Origin of the sequence: Actinoplanes sp. NPDC020271 (genome assembly GCF_044388125.1) — a bacterium.
In the GTDB taxonomy this organism is placed as follows: domain Bacteria; phylum Actinomycetota; class Actinomycetes; order Mycobacteriales; family Micromonosporaceae; genus Actinoplanes.
In genome coordinates, this window is record NZ_JBIRWQ010000001.1 from 274,582 (window position 1) to 289,458 (window position 14,877).

Annotated in this window: 12 protein-coding genes; 1 reads left to right on the plus strand and 11 read right to left on the minus strand. The window is 70.6% G+C overall.

Translation table 11 applies throughout. The features are described from left to right. Positions 1–33 precede the first annotated feature (33 nt). On the plus strand, positions 34–636 hold the full coding sequence (locus ACH442_RS01205) for a GNAT family N-acetyltransferase (protein ID WP_396120535.1): 603 nt from the start codon (positions 34–36) through the stop codon (positions 634–636). Positions 637–1,321: 685 nt separating this feature from the next. On the opposite strand, the gene ACH442_RS01210 is transcribed toward ACH442_RS01205, so the two are convergent. The 11 genes from ACH442_RS01210 to uvrA form a co-directional block, all read right to left on the minus strand. Continuing rightward, the gene (locus ACH442_RS01210) at positions 1,322–1,666 is read right to left on the minus strand and encodes an RNA polymerase-binding protein RbpA (RefSeq protein ID WP_396120536.1); all 345 of its coding nucleotides are present in this window, start codon (positions 1,664–1,666) and stop codon (positions 1,322–1,324) included. Positions 1,667–1,788: 122 nt separating this feature from the next. Continuing rightward, the gene (secG, locus tag ACH442_RS01215; protein ID WP_203738837.1) at positions 1,789–2,043 is read right to left on the minus strand and encodes a preprotein translocase subunit SecG; all 255 of its coding nucleotides are present in this window, start codon (positions 2,041–2,043) and stop codon (positions 1,789–1,791) included. 93 nt (positions 2,044–2,136) lie between these two features. Then, complete coding sequence (gene tpiA / locus ACH442_RS01220; protein WP_396120537.1) at positions 2,137–2,928, minus strand: triose-phosphate isomerase; 792 nt, start codon at positions 2,926–2,928, stop codon at positions 2,137–2,139. Then, positions 2,928–4,124, minus strand: coding sequence for a phosphoglycerate kinase (locus ACH442_RS01225; RefSeq protein WP_396120538.1), 1,197 nt, complete (start codon positions 4,122–4,124; stop codon positions 2,928–2,930). The genes tpiA and ACH442_RS01225 overlap by 1 nt, the downstream gene beginning before the upstream one ends. An 8-nt stretch (positions 4,125–4,132) precedes the next feature. Further along, complete coding sequence (gene gap / locus ACH442_RS01230; protein WP_396120539.1) at positions 4,133–5,134, minus strand: type I glyceraldehyde-3-phosphate dehydrogenase; 1,002 nt, start codon at positions 5,132–5,134, stop codon at positions 4,133–4,135. Positions 5,135–5,609: 475 nt separating this feature from the next. Further along, positions 5,610–6,590: a DNA-binding protein WhiA gene (whiA, locus tag ACH442_RS01235; protein ID WP_189335820.1), complete on the minus strand. Its 981-nt coding sequence runs from the start codon at positions 6,588–6,590 to the stop codon at positions 5,610–5,612. A 58-nt stretch (positions 6,591–6,648) separates the two neighbouring features. Beyond that, positions 6,649–7,665 carry a 2-phospho-L-lactate transferase CofD family protein gene (locus ACH442_RS01240; RefSeq protein ID WP_396120540.1) on the minus strand — a complete coding sequence of 339 codons (1,017 nt, stop codon included), beginning with the start codon at positions 7,663–7,665 and terminating at the stop codon, positions 6,649–6,651. After that, entirely contained in the window at positions 7,662–8,564 is a 903-nt protein-coding gene (rapZ, locus tag ACH442_RS01245) for an RNase adapter RapZ (RefSeq protein ID WP_221329869.1), read from the minus strand. The genes ACH442_RS01240 and rapZ overlap by 4 nt, the downstream gene beginning before the upstream one ends. Before the next feature lie 137 nt (positions 8,565–8,701). Beyond that, positions 8,702–10,756, minus strand: a complete 2,055-nt coding sequence (gene uvrC / locus ACH442_RS01250; RefSeq protein ID WP_396120541.1) for an excinuclease ABC subunit UvrC — start codon at positions 10,754–10,756, stop codon at positions 8,702–8,704. A 101-nt stretch (positions 10,757–10,857) separates the two neighbouring features. After that, positions 10,858–11,403: a Rieske (2Fe-2S) protein gene (locus ACH442_RS01255; protein ID WP_396120542.1), complete on the minus strand. Its 546-nt coding sequence runs from the start codon at positions 11,401–11,403 to the stop codon at positions 10,858–10,860. Positions 11,404–11,804: 401 nt separating this feature from the next. Beyond that, positions 11,805–14,771, minus strand: a complete 2,967-nt coding sequence (uvrA, locus tag ACH442_RS01260) for an excinuclease ABC subunit UvrA (RefSeq protein ID WP_396120543.1) — start codon at positions 14,769–14,771, stop codon at positions 11,805–11,807. Between the last annotated feature and the right edge of the window lie 106 nt (positions 14,772–14,877).

Genomic DNA, 14,877 nt, shown 5'->3' on the forward strand with positions numbered 1-14,877 from the left:
TCGCACCATGGTGCCATCCGTAGACTTCGGCGAGTGCCTGTTGCGATACGTGCCTACCGATCGAGCGACCTCGAAGCCGTCTACGACATCTGTGTCCGGACCGGTGACGCGGGCCAGGACGCCCGGGGGAAGTACAGCTCGGACCGCCTGCTCGGGGACATCTGGGCAGCGCCCTACGTGATCCTGGAGCCGGAGCACGCGCACGTCCTCGACGACGGCACCGGGCGCGCGGTCGGCTACGTCATCGGCACCGCCGACACCGCGCGGTTCGTCGAGCGGTACCGCGCCGAGTGGCTGCCGGCCACCGCCGACCGTCTCGTCGACGGCGACCCGCGCGACGAGATCATGCTCGACCTGCACCGGCACCCGGAGCGGATGCTGCACCCGGAGCTCGCCGACCACCCGGCCCACCTGCACATCGACCTGGTGCCGGAGTGGCAGGGCCGCGGTCAGGGGCGCGGCCTGATAGCGGCGTTCCTCGACGGGCTGCGGGCCGCGGGGGTGCCCCGGGTCCACCTCGGCATGGCGCCGTCGAACAGCGGGGCCTACGCGTTCTACCAGCGGCTCGGGTTCCGCGACCTGCCGATCGACGACCCCGGCGCGCTCTACCTGGGCCGGGACACCAGCCCGCTCTGACGATCACGGACCCCGAAGATCAACTTCAAGATCTTCATGTCCCACGTCCGCTGTGGTCCTGCTCCGCCGCTCCCGCGGGGACCCTTCCGGGCCGAGCAGGGCGCGGGGCGCCCAGAACGCTCAGCCCTCCAGGGCGGCCTCCGTGGCGGGGCACGGTCAGAGCAACAGACCCGTTCACGCCCGCAAGCCCAGCTTGCAGCCCTCGAGGCCGCCGCCACTCCGGGTGGCGACGCGCCCCCGTTCCGGCTGGTTCCCACGGTGGCTGTTCGTCCCTCATAACCACGGTGAGAAGCAGCCGGGACCGTGCGCACGCTGCGGCCCGGCGCGGGCCGCAGCCGGTGCGGGCCGGTGCGGGCCGCAGCCGGTGCGGGCCGGTGCGGGCCGCAGCCGTGCGGGCCCCAGCGTGCGGCGGCGTCGACGGTCAAGCCGCCGGCCGGTGCAGACAGAGGAGGTTGCGGGCGGCGTCCACCGTCAGGCACGCCAGAACGGGCGCGCGCACCGACAGGCACGCCGATGCGGGCGGCGTCCACCGTCAGGCACGCCAGAACGGGCGCGCGCACCGACAGGCACGCCGATGCGGGCGGCGTCCACCGTCAGGCACGCCAGAACGGGCGCGCGCACCGACAGGCGCGCCGATGTGGGCGGGGCACCCCGTCAGACAGAGCGGTGCGGGCGGCGTGGAGGGTCAGACGCGGCCACGGCGCTGGCGGAGCTTGGCCAGCGCCTCCTCCAGGATCGCCGCGCCGTCCTCCTCGGAGCGTCGCTCCTTCACGTAGGCCAGGTGCGACTTGTACGGCTCGGCCCGCAACCGCCCCGGGGGCGCCTGCTGGTCGAGCCCGGCCGGCTGCCCGCAGCGCGGGCAGTCCCAGGTGTCCGGCGCCGGGGCGTCGGCGGCGAACCAGATGCCGCTGTCATGGCCGGCCGCACAGAAGTAGTTCACCAGGCGGCGAGGGGCGGGCTCGGTGCGCTCGTCGGGGCGCATCGGGCTGGATCCGACGCGGCTGCCACGGATGGCGCTGCCACTGGACACGGACGTCACTCCTGTCTCATGGGAATCGAGCACAACGGAAGATCAAAACGGACAGGTGAAGCAAAAAGCCGCACGGCCGGTAAAACCGGCCGCGCGGCAGATTGTACGACGTTACCCGCGAGTCAGGAATTCAGCGTCACGCGAAGCCAGAGACCGAGCCCGATGATGCACGCGAACCAGATGACAGCGACCAGGACCGTGTACCGGTCGAGGTTCTTCTCGGCCACCGACGAACCGGCCAGGCTCGACGTCACGCCGCCACCGAACATGCTGGACATGCCGCCGCCCTTGCCCCGGTGCAGCAGGATCAGCAGGGTCAGCAGGATGCTGGTGATGATCAGCAACACGATCAACGTGTACGCGAACGCGATCGGCATGGTCGGGTTCATTCCTCTCGAAGGGCACAGCAGCGGTCCCACAATAGCGGGTGCCCGGCCGTTTACCACGGCCGGGCACGCGCTGGAAAATATCTATCGGGCGACGTGCTCCGGGAAGCGCACGATGGCCGCGAAGCCCTCGGCGTCCAGGCTCGCGCCACCGACCAACGCGCCGTCCACGTCGGGCTGGGACATGATCTGCGCGATGTTGTTCGCCTTGACCGATCCACCGTACTGAATGCGGACGGCCTCGGCGACCTCGCTGCCGTACTTCTCGGTCAGGCGGGCGCGGATCGCTCCGCACACCTCCTGGGCGTCGTCCGGCGTCGCGGTCTTGCCGGTGCCGATTGCCCAGACCGGCTCGTACGCGATCACGATCTGCTTGATCTGGTCTTCCTTCAGACCGTCGAGGCCGGCGTCGGTCTGCGCGGTGCAGTGCGGGACGTGCCCGGACTGCTCGCGGATCTCCAGGCCCTCGCCGACGCAGAAGATCGGGGTCAGGCCGGCCGCGAAGGCCGCCTTGATCTTCGCGTTGATCAGCTGGTCGCTCTCGTGGTGGTACTCGCGGCGCTCGGAGTGCCCGATCACCACGTAGGTGCAGCCGAGCTTCGCCAGCATCGAGCCGGCGATGTCACCGGTGTACGCGCCGGAGGCGTGCTGCGAGATGTCCTGAGCGCCGTACTTGATCGCGAGCTTGTCGCCCTCGATCGCGGTCTGCACCGTGCGCAGGTCGGTGAAGGGCGGCAGGACCACCGTCTCCACCGCCTCGAGCTGCTCGGCGTTCAGGCTCGCGGCCAGCTTCTGGATCAGCAGATTCGCCTCGTAGTGGTTGAGGTTCATCTTCCAGTTACCGGCGATGATCGGCTTGCGGGTCACGTCACCCATCACTTCTCCAGGGCGGCGACGCCCGGCAGCGTCTTGCCTTCGAGGTACTCCAGGGACGCGCCCCCGCCGGTGGAGATGTGGCCGAACGCGGTCTCGTCCAGGCCGAGCGTGCGGACCGCCGCGGCCGAGTCGCCGCCGCCGACGACCGAGAAGCCGTCGATCTTGGTGATCGCCTCGGCGACGCCGCGGGTACCCGCGGCGAACGGGGCGAGCTCGAAGACGCCCATCGGACCGTTCCAGAACACGGTCCTGGCGCCCGCGATCGCCTCCGCGAACAGCGCAGTCGACCGGGGGCCGATGTCGAGACCGAGACGGTCGGCGGGAATGCCGGAAGCATCCACCACGTCGTGAGCGGCGTCCGCGGAGAACTCCGTCGCGGCCACCACGTCGACGGGCAGAACGATCCGGCCCTGCGCCTGCTCCAGCAGATCGGCGCAAACAGAGATCATCTCGGTCTCCAGCAGCGACTTCCCGACCTCGTGGCCCTGGGCCTTGAGGAACGTGAAGCACATGCCGCCACCGACGAGGAGCTTGTCCACCTTCGGCAGCAGCGCCTGGATCACGGCGAGCTTGTCGGAGACCTTCGAGCCGCCGAGCACCACGACGTACGGCTTCTCGGGGGTCTCGGACACCTTGCGGAGAACCTCGACCTCCTTGACGACCAGGCCACCCGCGAAGTGCGGGAGCCGGGCCGGGACGTCGTAGACCGAGGCGTGCTTGCGGTGCACCGCACCGAACGCGTCGTCGACGTAGAACTCGGCGAACTTCGCCAGCTCGTCGGCGAATGCACCCCGGACCGCGTCGTCCTTCGAGGTCTCGCCCTCGTTGAACCGCAGGTTCTCCAGGAGCAGCACCTGGCCGTCGGTGAGCGCCTCGACCTTGGCCTGCGCGTCGGCGCCGACCGTGTCGTCCGCGAACACCACGTCCGAGCCGAGCAGCTCACCCAGCCGGGTCGCCACCGGCGCGAGGGTGAACTTCGGGTCCGGCGCGCCCTTCGGGCGGCCCAGGTGGGACGCCACGATCACGCGGGCGCCCGCGTCACGCAGGGCGATCAGCGTCGGCAGGACCGCGCGGGCGCGGCCGTCGTCGCTGATGACACCCGGGTTTGCCTTGTCGAACGGGACGTTCAGGTCGGCGCGCACGAACACGCGCCGACCCGAGACACCCTCGCCGAGCAGGTCGTCGAGAGTCTTCATGATGAAGATCAGGCCCCGACGAGCTTGACCAGGTCGACGAGACGGTTCGAGTAGCCCCACTCGTTGTCGTACCAGCCGACGACCTTGACCTGGTTGCCACCGATGACCTTGGTCAGGCCGGCGTCGAAGATGCAGGACGACGGGTCGGTGACGATGTCCGCGGACACGATCGGGTCCTCGGTGTAGGTCAGGAAGCCCTTGAGAGCACCCTCGGCCGCGGCCTTGATCGCGCCGTTGACCTCGTCGACCGTGGTGTCACGGGCGGCGGTGAAGGTCAGGTCGGTGGCGGAGCCGGTCGGGATCGGCACGCGCAGCGCGAAGCCGTCCAGCTTGCCCTTCAGCTCCGGGAGCACCAGGCTGACGGCCTTCGCCGCACCGGTCGAGGTGGGGACGATGTTCAGCGCGGCGGCGCGGGCGCGACGCAGGTCGCTGTGCGGGCCGTCCTGCAGGTTCTGGTCCTGGGTGTACGCGTGGATCGTGGTCATCAGACCCTTCTCGATCCCGATCGTGTCGTTCAGGACCTTCGCCATCGGGGCGAGGCAGTTCGTGGTGCAGGACGCGTTCGAGATGATGGTGTGCTTGGCGGCGTCGTACAGACCGTCGTTCACACCCATCACGATCGTGATGTCCTCGTTCTTGGCCGGAGCCGAGATGATGACCTTCTTGGCGCCCTTGTCGACGTGCGCCTTGGCCTTGGTGGCGTCGGTGAAGAAGCCGGTCGACTCGATGACGACGTCGGCGCCCAGGTCGCCCCACGGCAGGTTGTTCGGGTCGCGCTCGGCGAACGCCTTGAAGGTCTTGCCCCCGACGGTGATCTCGTCGGCGGTCGCCTTCACCTCGGCGCCCAGCCGGCCCAGGATGCTGTCGTACTTCAGCAGGTGGGCAAGAGTGGCGTTGTCGGTCAGGTCGTTCACGCCGACGATCTCGATGTCGGCTCCGGAGGCGAGAACCGCCCGGAAGAAGTTACGACCGATACGGCCGAAGCCGTTGATGCCAACCCGGATGGTCACAGGTGGTCTCCTCGTTTCGGTCCGCCGGATTTTGCGACCGGCGGAGGATCTCGTGCCGGCCACGTGGAGGGCCTGCACAGGGGGCGTCCGGCCGCCGCGCCCGCAGGAGCGAGGACGCCGCAGCAGAGAAACTCGGCGGCGTCACAACGGGGGTTCGGCCGAACTGCCGGCACCGTCGCCGTCACCAGTGACCCTAGCCGAGCCTCCCGCCCCCGGACGCAGCGGGGCGCGACCTGAACGTTATCTAAACCGGAACCCGAAATCCGGGCCGAAGGTCCCGAAAATCCAAGATCCAGGCCCATTGATGGTACGGCCGTGGAACGTGTCCGACATCACGTAACTCGTGGACCCGCGCGCTTCGCCGCCGGCGAGTCGGCCGCCGAGCCCTCGACGCCCGCGGGGTGTGCGGGCGGCGGAACTCGGCGGCCGGCTCACCGGTTGCGAGGCGAATCGCCGCGGAGCGGAGCGGAGCCGTTCAACAGGCCATCATCTCGGGGGTCACGGCGGCCTCGGTGTCGGGAATCCCGAGGTCCCGAGCCCGCTTGTCGGCGAGCGCCAGCAGCCGCCGGATCCGCCCCGCGATGGCGTCCTTGGTCAGCGGCGGGTCGGCCAGCGCCCCCAGCTCCTCCAGGGACGCCTGCCGGTGCTCCAGCCGCAGCTGCCCGGCCGAGGTCAGGTGGTTCGGCGCGTCCTCGGAGAGGATCTCCAGCGCCCGGGTGACCCGGGCCGCGGCGGCGACGGCCGCGCGGGCCGAGCGGCGCAGGTTCGCGTCGTCGAAGTTCGCCAGCCGGTTCGCGGTGGCCCGCACCTCGCGGCGCACCCGGCGCTCCTCCCAGGCCAGCACGCTGGAGTGCGCGCCGATCCGGGTGAGCAGGGCGGCGATCGCGTCCCCGTCCTTGATCACCACTCGGTCCACGCCGCGGACCTCGCGCTCCTTGGCGGTGATGCCGATCCGCCGGGCGGCGCCGCGCAGCGCCAGCGCCGCCTCCGGCCCCGGGCAGGTGATCTCCAGCGCGCTGGACCGGCCCGGCTCGGTGAGCGAGCCGTGGGCCATGAACGCGCCCCGCCACGCGGCCACCGCGCAGCAGACGTTGGCCGACACGACGTGCGGCGGGAGCCCGCGGACCGGCCGCCCCCGCACGTCGAGCAGGCCGGTCTGCCGGGCCAGGGCCTCGCCGTCCTTGACGATCCGGACGATGTAGTGGCTGCCCTTGCGCAGGCCGCCGGAGGCCAGGACGTGCACCTCGCTGGGGTAGCCGTAGACGTCGGCGATCTCCCGGCGCAGCCGGCGCGCGACCGCACCGGTGTCCAGCTCGGCCTCCACGACCACCCGGCCGGAGACGATGTGCAGGCCGCCGGCGAACCGGAGCAGGGACGCCATCTCCGCCCGCCGACAGCAGGGCTTGGGCACGTCGACCCGGCTCAGCTCGTCTTTGACCGCTGCCGTCATCGCCATCGTGTTGTCACCTCATGCGCCGGATCATGGACAGTGTGTGCCGCACTTACGCCAGTAATTAACGAGCGGCGCCCAATACTGGCACCAGTGCAACACCGAGTGCCTCAGGATCATGCCGTGGGCTTCCGTCCGCAACGGCCACGGGTGCCAATACGAGTTCGGCTCCCATCCGCAGTGCCGCGGCCCGTACCGGTTCGGGCTCGCCTGTCCATTTCTGATCAGCCAGCACGGTGTCGACCCGGAGCTCGGGCAGATACCGGTGGAGCGTGCCGAGGTGCCCGGCGGCGGAGAGACCCTGCGTCTCCTTGTCGGCACCGAGGTTCAGCGTGATCAGCCGGCGGGCCGGGCTCGCCACGATCGCCCGGGCCAGGCCGGGGACCAGCAGGTGCGGCAGCACGCTGGTGTACCAGCTGCCCGGGCCGAAGATCAGCCAGTCCGCGGCGAGGACCGCCTCGACCGCCTGCGGGCAGGCCGGTGGGTCGGCCGGCTCCAGACGGACGGCCTCGACCCGCCCGTCCGCCACCGCCACCGAGTGCTGGCCGCGGACCGTCGTGGTCCGCCCCCCGGCGTCGGCCACGTCCGCCTCGATGCCGACCGCGTGCAGCGCCATCGGCAGCACCCGCCCCCGCGCACCGACCATCGCGGCCGCGTGGTCGAGCGCCGTCACCGGGTCGCCGAGCATCTCCATCAGCCCGAGCAGCAGCAGGTTGCCGACCGTGTGCCCGGCCAGGGTGTCCTTGCTGCGGTCGGCGCGCCGCTCCAGCCGGGGCCCGCGGACCACCGGCGGCAGCGGGCTCGCCCCGGGCTCGGTCATCGCCACGAACCGGTGCTGCATCACCTTCGCGGTCAGCTGCGCGGTCGGGTCCTCGTCGGCCAGCGCGGCGAGCGCCTGGCGCAGGTCGCCCGGGGGCAGCAGGGCGTCCCGCTCGACCCGCAGGCGGCCGCTGGAGCCGCCGTCGTCGCCGACCGTGACGATCGCCGTGATGTCCATTTCCAGATCGGCCGAGGTCCGGCGGAGCGCCCGCAGCGACGCTCCCAGTCCATGACCGCCACCGAAGGCCACGACCCGGATCACTCGCGCCCCAGATCACGGTGCGAAGCGTGTGCCGAAAGGCGCATGGCGCTGAGCCGCGAAGTCAACTCCTCGGTTATCGCCACGCTCCGGTGTTTCCCACCGGTGCACCCGATCGCCACGGTCAGATAGCGCTTGCCCTCGCGCTCGAAACCGGGCGCGGTGGCCGCGATCAGCCCGGCGTAGGTCGCCACGAAGTCGGTGGCACCCTCCTGGCCCAGCACGTAGCTGCTCACGCCCTCCTCCAGGCCGGTGTGCTCGCGCAACTCCGGGACCCAGAACGGGTTCGGCAGGAAGCGGGCGTCCAGCACGTAGTCGGCGTCCGGCGGCAGACCGTACTTGAAGCCGAACGAGAGCACCGTGATCCGCAGCTTGCGCGCGTCCTCCCCGCCGAACAGCTCCTCCACCCGGCGGCGCAGCTGGTTCACGTTCAGGTGGCTGGTGTCGATGATCACGTCGGCCTGCTCGCGGGCCTCCTCCAGCAGCTTGCGCTCGGCGGCGATCCCGTCCGCCAGCCGGCCGTCGCCCTGCAGCGGGTGCGAGCGGCGCACCGACTCGAAGCGCCGGATCAGCACCTCGTCGTCGGCGTCGACGAAGACCACGCGCGGCGAGAAGCCACGTTCCTTGAGCGCGCGCACCGCGCCGGCCAGGTCGGTGGAGAACGCACGACTGCGCACGTCCAGCACCATCGCGGTGCGCCGGGCCGCGCCACCGGCGGCGAAGGCCAGCTCGGCCATCTCCAGCATCAGCGCCTGCGGCAAGTTGTCGACAACGTAGAAACCGACGTTCTCCAGGGCCCGGGCCACCGTGCTGCGGCCACCGCCGGACAGCCCGGTGACCACCACCAGGTCGGTTCCGGCCTCGTCCGGGTCGACCACGTCGCCGGGTCCGAACTCGGGCATCGCTTCCGTCACGCACGCCTCCCGCGTCGCTGCGCCCGCACCTCGCGAACGGACACAACATGGTAGTCCGACGCACGCCCCTCCGGCCGCCGGACAGGTTGTCCGGCGGACCGGTGAGGGCACGGTCGCCGGCCCGTTCAGCCGTTCTCCGAAGCCACCTTCGGCCCGGCTTTGTTCCCGCGCTCGCCGGCACCGGCCGGCCCGGCGTCGTCCCTGCCCTCGCCGGGGCCGTTCAGCGCCGTCAGCACCGCCTCGGCGGTGCGCCGGCCGATCCCCGGCACCTCGATGATCTCCTCCGGAGTGGCGGCCGCGAGCCGCTTCACCGATCCGAAGTGCCGCAGCAGCGCCTTGCGCCGGGTCTCCCCCAGCCCGGCGACGGTGTCCAGCGCGGACTCGGTCATCCGCTTGGAGCGCCGCTGGCGGTGGAACGTGATGGCGAACCGGTGCGCCTCGTCCCGCACGCGTTGCAGCAGGTAGAGCGCCTCGGACGTGCGCGGCAGGATGACCGGGAAATCCTCCCCGGGCAGCCACACCTCCTCCAGCCGCTTGGCCAGGCCACAGAGCGCCACGTCGGTGATGCCCAGGTCGGCGAGGACCGTGGCGACCGCGTTCACCTGCGGTTGGCCACCGTCGACGACGATCAACTGCGGTGGGTACGCGAACCGCCGTGGCTTGCCGGTCAGCGGATCGATCCCGGGCAGCTCCGCGGTCTCCAGCTCGCCGGTCGCCTCGCCGGTCTCCGCCGCGGTGGGTTCCGGCTCGTCCCGCGGCGCGTCCGCGCCCGCCTGCGCCTTGTAGCGGGCGAAGCGGCGCCGCATCACCTCGCTCATCGCGGCGAGGTCGTCCAGCCCGCTGCCGTCCGGGTTGCCCCGCACGGCAAACCGCCGGTACTCCGCCTTGCGGGCCAGGCCGTCCTCGAAGACGACCATCGAGGCGACCACGTCGGTGCCCTGGATGTGCGAGACGTCATAGCACTCGATGCGCAGCGGTGCCGACTCCAGCCCGAGCGCCTCGGCGATCTCCTCCAGCGCCTTGTTCCGGATGGTGAGGTCACCGGCCCGGCTCAGCTTGTGCCGCTGCAGCACCTGACCGGCGTTGCGCGCGACCGTCTCCAGCAGGTCGACCTTGTCGCCGCGCTGCGGCACGCGCAGGCTGACCCGGCTGCCACGGCGCTGGGAGAGCCAGTCGGCGAGCGCATCGGCGTCGTCGGGCAGGGCCGGGACCAGCAGCTCGCGGGGCACATCGGCCTCACCGGCCGACTCCCCGTACATCTGGGTGCAGAAGTGGTGGACGAGGTCGCCGGTGGACAGGTCCTCCACCTTCTCGACGACCCAGCCGCGCTGGCCGCGGACCCGGCCGTCACGCACGTGGAAGACCTGCACGGCGGCCTCGAGCGGATCCTCGGCGAAGGCGACCACGTCGGCGTCGGTGCCGTCGCCGAACACCACGGTCTGTTTCTCCATGGCCCGGCGCAGGGCGGCGATGTCGTCCCGCAGGCGGGCGGCGCGTTCGAACTCCAGCTCCTCGGAGGCGGCCAGCATGTCCTTCTCCAGCCGCTTCACGAACGTGTCGGTGCGGCCGGCCATGAAGTCACAGAAGTCGTCGACGATCTTGCGGTGCTCGTCGGCGCTGACCTGGCCGACGCACGGCGCCGAGCACTTCCCGATGTAGCCCAGCAGGCAGGGGCGGCCGACCTGGCCGGAGCGCTTGAAGACGCCGGTCGAGCAGGTGCGCGCCGGGAAGACCCGCAGCAGCAGATCGAGCGTCTCGCGGATGGCCCAGGCGTGCGAGTAGGGCCCGAAGTAGCGCACGCCCTTGCGCTTCGCGCCGCGCATCACCTGCAGGCGGGGGAACTCCTCGTTCAGGGTGACGGCGAGGAACGGGTACGACTTGTCGTCCCGATATTTCACGTTGAAGCGCGGGTCGAACTCCTTGATCCAGGAGAACTCCAGCTGGAGCGCTTCCACCTCGGTGCCGACCGTCACCCAGTCGACCGAGCCCGCGGTGGTGACCATCTGCTGGGTGCGCGGGTGCAGTGACCAGGTGTCGGCGAAGTAGGAGTTGAGCCGGTTACGCAGGCTCTTGGCCTTGCCGACGTAGATCACCCGGCCGGCCGGATCGCGGAAGCGGTAGACGCCCGGAGCGTCGGGAATGGTACCGGGCGCCGGACGATAAGTGGACGGGTCTGGCACAACCACAACAGTAGTGCGTGGGACTGACAGAATTGCCCGACCGGAGGTCCGGTGCCGCCGCCACGGCGCCGGATCTCCGGCCTGTGATCACATGACCACGGTCAGGCCGCGACGATCTTGTCGCCGTCCACCTTGACCTTCGTCTCGGCGAGCGGCTTCGGGGCCGGGCCGCCCTTGACCGAGCCGTCCTCGATCGAGAACTTGGCGCCGTGGCACGGGCAGTTGATCGTGCCGCCCTTCACCTCGTTGACCTCGCAGCCCTGGTGGGTGCAGACCTTCGTGAACGCCTTGAAGGTGCCCTGCGTGGGCTGGGTGATGACGAGATCACCGGCGATGATGCCGCCACCGGTGGGCACGTCGGCGACCAGCGCCAGGGACGCGCCGGCCGCGGCGCCGCCGCCGGTGCTGCCACCACCGGTGCTGCCACCGCCCGCCGCGGCGCCCTTGCTGCCGGCCGGGGCCGGGTCGGCGGCGAAGTCCGAGCCGTTCGGGTTGGTGGTGCTGGTGGAGGTGCCACAAGCGGCCAGGACCGCGGCGGCGCCGAGGCCGCCGGCGCCCAGCAGGACGCAGCGGCGGGTCGAGTGGGTGCCCGCCTGCTCCTGCTCGCACCGGGTGTCGACGTCGGCCCTCGTCTGCACGTCAGTCATGTATCGCCCTCCAGTACCTGGTCCGCGTCCGATGTCACGCGGAGTCGCCCCTGAGTACGCGGCTGCCACCGCGATCGGTTCATGCGTGCGACGGAAATAACCGGGGGTGGCTTTCCCGCATTCGTACGCATACGCCGCCCCGGTTCCGGCCCGTGGCGGCGCGCTGCCGACCCTAGGCGACCCGTCTGCGCCGATTGCTATGAGTCATCTAAGAAGTTCTTAAAATCAACTTTCCCAGGGTGGAACAACTCGGCGGCCGTGACGCCGGCTCCCCGCCCGCGGACGTTTCGCGCCGCCGACGCGAGGACCGTGACTCCCCGGCCGGCTCTCACCGCAACGCGCAGCGGCGACCGTGACCCGGAGGCCACGGTCGCCGCGGAACGCCGTACCGGCCAAAGGTTTCAGACCGTCGCCTTGGCCTTGGCCCGCGTCGCCCGGGGCTTGGCCGCCTTGGCCGGGGTCGTCTTCTCCCCGTTGGCCTTGGCGGCCCGCGCGACCGCGGCCGGCGACCCGGCGGCGTCACCGGCCAGGCCGAGCATGTGCCGCAGGAACTGCCCGGTGTGGCTTTCCGGCACCTCGGCCAGCTCCTCCGGCGTGCCGGCGGCGAGCACCAGGCCGCCCTTGTGGCCGCCCTCGGGGCCCATGTCGATCAGCCAGTCGGCGGTCTTGATCACGTCGAGGTTGTGCTCGATCGTGATGACCGTGTTGCCCTTGTCGACCAGGCCGTTGAGGACGATCAGCAGCTTGCGGATGTCCTCGAAGTGCAGGCCGGTGGTCGGCTCGTCGAGCACGTAGACCGTCCGCCCGGTGGAACGTTTCTGCAGCTCGGAGGCGAGCTTGACGCGCTGCGCCTCACCACCCGAGAGCGTGGTGGCGGGCTGGCCGAGCCGCACGTAGCCCAGACCGACCTCGACCAGGGTGCGCAGGTGCCGGTGGATGGCCGGCAGCGCCGAGAAGAACTCGGCCGCCTCCTCGATCGGCATCTCCAGCACCTCGGAGATGGTCTTGCCCTTGTAGTGCACCTCGAGCGTCTCCCGGTTGTACCGCGCGCCCTTGCAGACCTCGCAGGGGACGTAGACGTCCGGCAGGAAGTTCATCTCGATCTTGATGGTGCCGTCGCCGGAGCAGTTCTCGCAGCGACCGCCCTTGACGTTGAACGAGAACCGGCCCGGCCCGTAACCGCGCACCTTCGCCTCGGCGGTCTCCGCGAACAGCTTGCGGACGTGGTCGAAGACGCCGGTGTAGGTGGCCGGGTTCGACCGCGGGGTCCGCCCGATCGGCGACTGGTCCACGCCGACGACCTTGTCCACGTGCTCCAGGCCGGTGACCTTGGTGTGCCGGCCGGGAACCTGGCGGGCGCCGTTGATCTGGTTCGCCATCACGGTGTGCAGGATGTCGTTGACCAGCGTCGACTTGCCCGAGCCGCTGACGCCGGTGACCGCGATGAACTGGCCCAGCGGGAACGGGACGGTCAGGTTGCGCAGGTTGTGCTCGCGGGCGCCGTGCACCACGACCTCGCGGCCCGCGGTCTGCGGACGGCGGGTGGCCGGCAACGGGATCGACTTGCGACCGGACAGGTACGCCCCGGTCGGCGACTCCTCGTTGGCGAGCAGGCCCTCGACGGTGCCGCTGTGCACGATGTGACCGCCGTGCTCACCGGCGCCCGGGCCGATGTCGACGATCCAGTCCGCGGTACGGATCGTGTCCTCGTCGTGCTCGACCACGATCAGCGTGTTGCCGAGGTTGCGCAGCCGGACCAGGGTCTCGATCAGCCGGTGGTTGTCCCGCTGGTGCAGGCCGATGGACGGTTCGTCGAGCACGTAGAGCACGCCGACCAGGCCGGAGCCGATCTGGGTGGCGAGCCGGATGCGCTGCGCCTCGCCGCCGGAGAGCGTGCCGGCGCCCCGGTCCAGCGAGAGGTAGTCCAGGCCGACGTCGACGAGGAAGCGCAGCCGGGCGTTGATCTCCTTGAGCACGCGCTCGGCGATCAGCTTCTGCCGGTCGTCGAGCTCGATCCCGGCGAGCAGCTCGGCGCACTCGCCGACGGAGAGGTTGCAGACCTCGGCGATGCTCTTGCCGGCCACCGTGACCGCCAGGACCTCGGGTTTGAGTCGCGCGCCGCCGCAGACCGAGCAGGGGACGTCGCGCATGTAGCCCTCATACTTGTCGCGCGACCAGTCGCTCTCGGTGTCGTTGTGCCGGCGCTCGATCCACTGCACCACGCCCTCGAAGCCGGTGTAGTAGGAGCGCTCCCGCCCGTACTTGTTGCGGTAGCGCACGTGCACCTGGTCCTCGGAGCCGTGCAGGATCGTCTTCTGCGCGCGGCTCGGCAGCGCCCGCCAGGGCGTGTCCAGCTTGAAGCCCTCGGCCTTGGCCAGCGCCTCCAGCAGGCGCAGGAAGTACTCCTGGGTCGTGCCGCCGGACCACGGCTGGATCGCGCCCTCGGCGAGGCTCTTCTCCTCGTCCGGGATGATCAGCTCGGGGTCGACCTCCTTCTTCGTCCCGAGGCCGGTGCACTCGGGGCAGGCGCCGTAGGGCGCGTTGAAGGAGAAGACCCGCGGCTCCAGGTCCTCGATCGCCAGCGGGTGGTCGTTCGGGCAGGCCAGGTGCTCGGAGAAGCGACGCTCGCGCTCCGGGTCGTCCTCCGGGAGGTCGACGAAGTCGAGCACGACGATGCCGTTGGCCAGGCCGAGCGTGGCCTCGACCGAGTCGGTGAGGCGCTGCTTGCTGCTCGCCTTCACGCTGAGCCGGTCGACCACCACCTCGATGGTGTGCTTCTCCTGCTTCTTCAGCTTCGGCGGCTCGGTCAGCGGATGGACCACGCCGTCGACCCGGGCGCGGGCGTAGCCCTTGGCCTGCAGCTCGGCGAAGAGCTCCAGATACTCCCCCTTGCGGCCGCGGACGACCGGGGCGAGAACCATGAACTTGGTGCCCTCGGGCATCGCCAGCACCCGGTCGACGATCTGCTGCGGGGTCTGCTTGCTGATCCGCTCGCCGCAGACCGGGCAGTGCGGGATGCCGGTGCGGGCGAAGAGCAGACGCAGGTAGTCGTAGACCTCGGTGATCGTGCCGACCGTCGAGCGGGGGTTGCGGTTCGTCGACTTCTGGTCGATCGAGACGGCCGGGGAGAGGCCCTCGATGAAGTCGACGTCCGGCTTGTCCATCTGGCCGAGGAACTGCCGCGCGTACGACGACAGGGACTCGACGTAGCGCCGCTGCCCCTCGGCGAAGATCGTGTCGAACGCGAGGCTGGACTTGCCCGAACCGGACAGACCGGTGAAGACGATCATGGCGTCACGGGGCAGGTCGAGGTTGACGTCACGCAGGTTGTGCTCGCGGGCGCCACGAATAGTCAGTCGGTCGGCCACTACTAGCCTCTCCGTACAGGTGTTTGAAAGCAGACGAGCCACTCTAGTCCGAACGTGTGTGCCAACGGCGACTAGCCACTTCCAGGGTGTGTCGCTCCCATGGCTC

Coding starts and splice junctions, on each gene's coding strand:
- secG (WP_203738837.1), bottom strand. CDS start 2,043: ATGCCGATCGCGTTCGCGTACACGTTGATCGTGTTGCTGATCATCACC.
- tpiA (WP_396120537.1), bottom strand. CDS start 2,928: ATGGGTGACGTGACCCGCAAGCCGATCATCGCCGGTAACTGGAAGATG.
- ACH442_RS01225 (WP_396120538.1), bottom strand. CDS start 4,124: ATGAAGACTCTCGACGACCTGCTCGGCGAGGGTGTCTCGGGTCGGCGC.
- whiA (WP_189335820.1), bottom strand. CDS start 6,590: ATGGCGATGACGGCAGCGGTCAAAGACGAGCTGAGCCGGGTCGACGTG.
- rapZ (WP_221329869.1), bottom strand. CDS start 8,564: ATGCCCGAGTTCGGACCCGGCGACGTGGTCGACCCGGACGAGGCCGGA.
- ACH442_RS01255 (WP_396120542.1), bottom strand. CDS start 11,403: ATGACTGACGTGCAGACGAGGGCCGACGTCGACACCCGGTGCGAGCAG.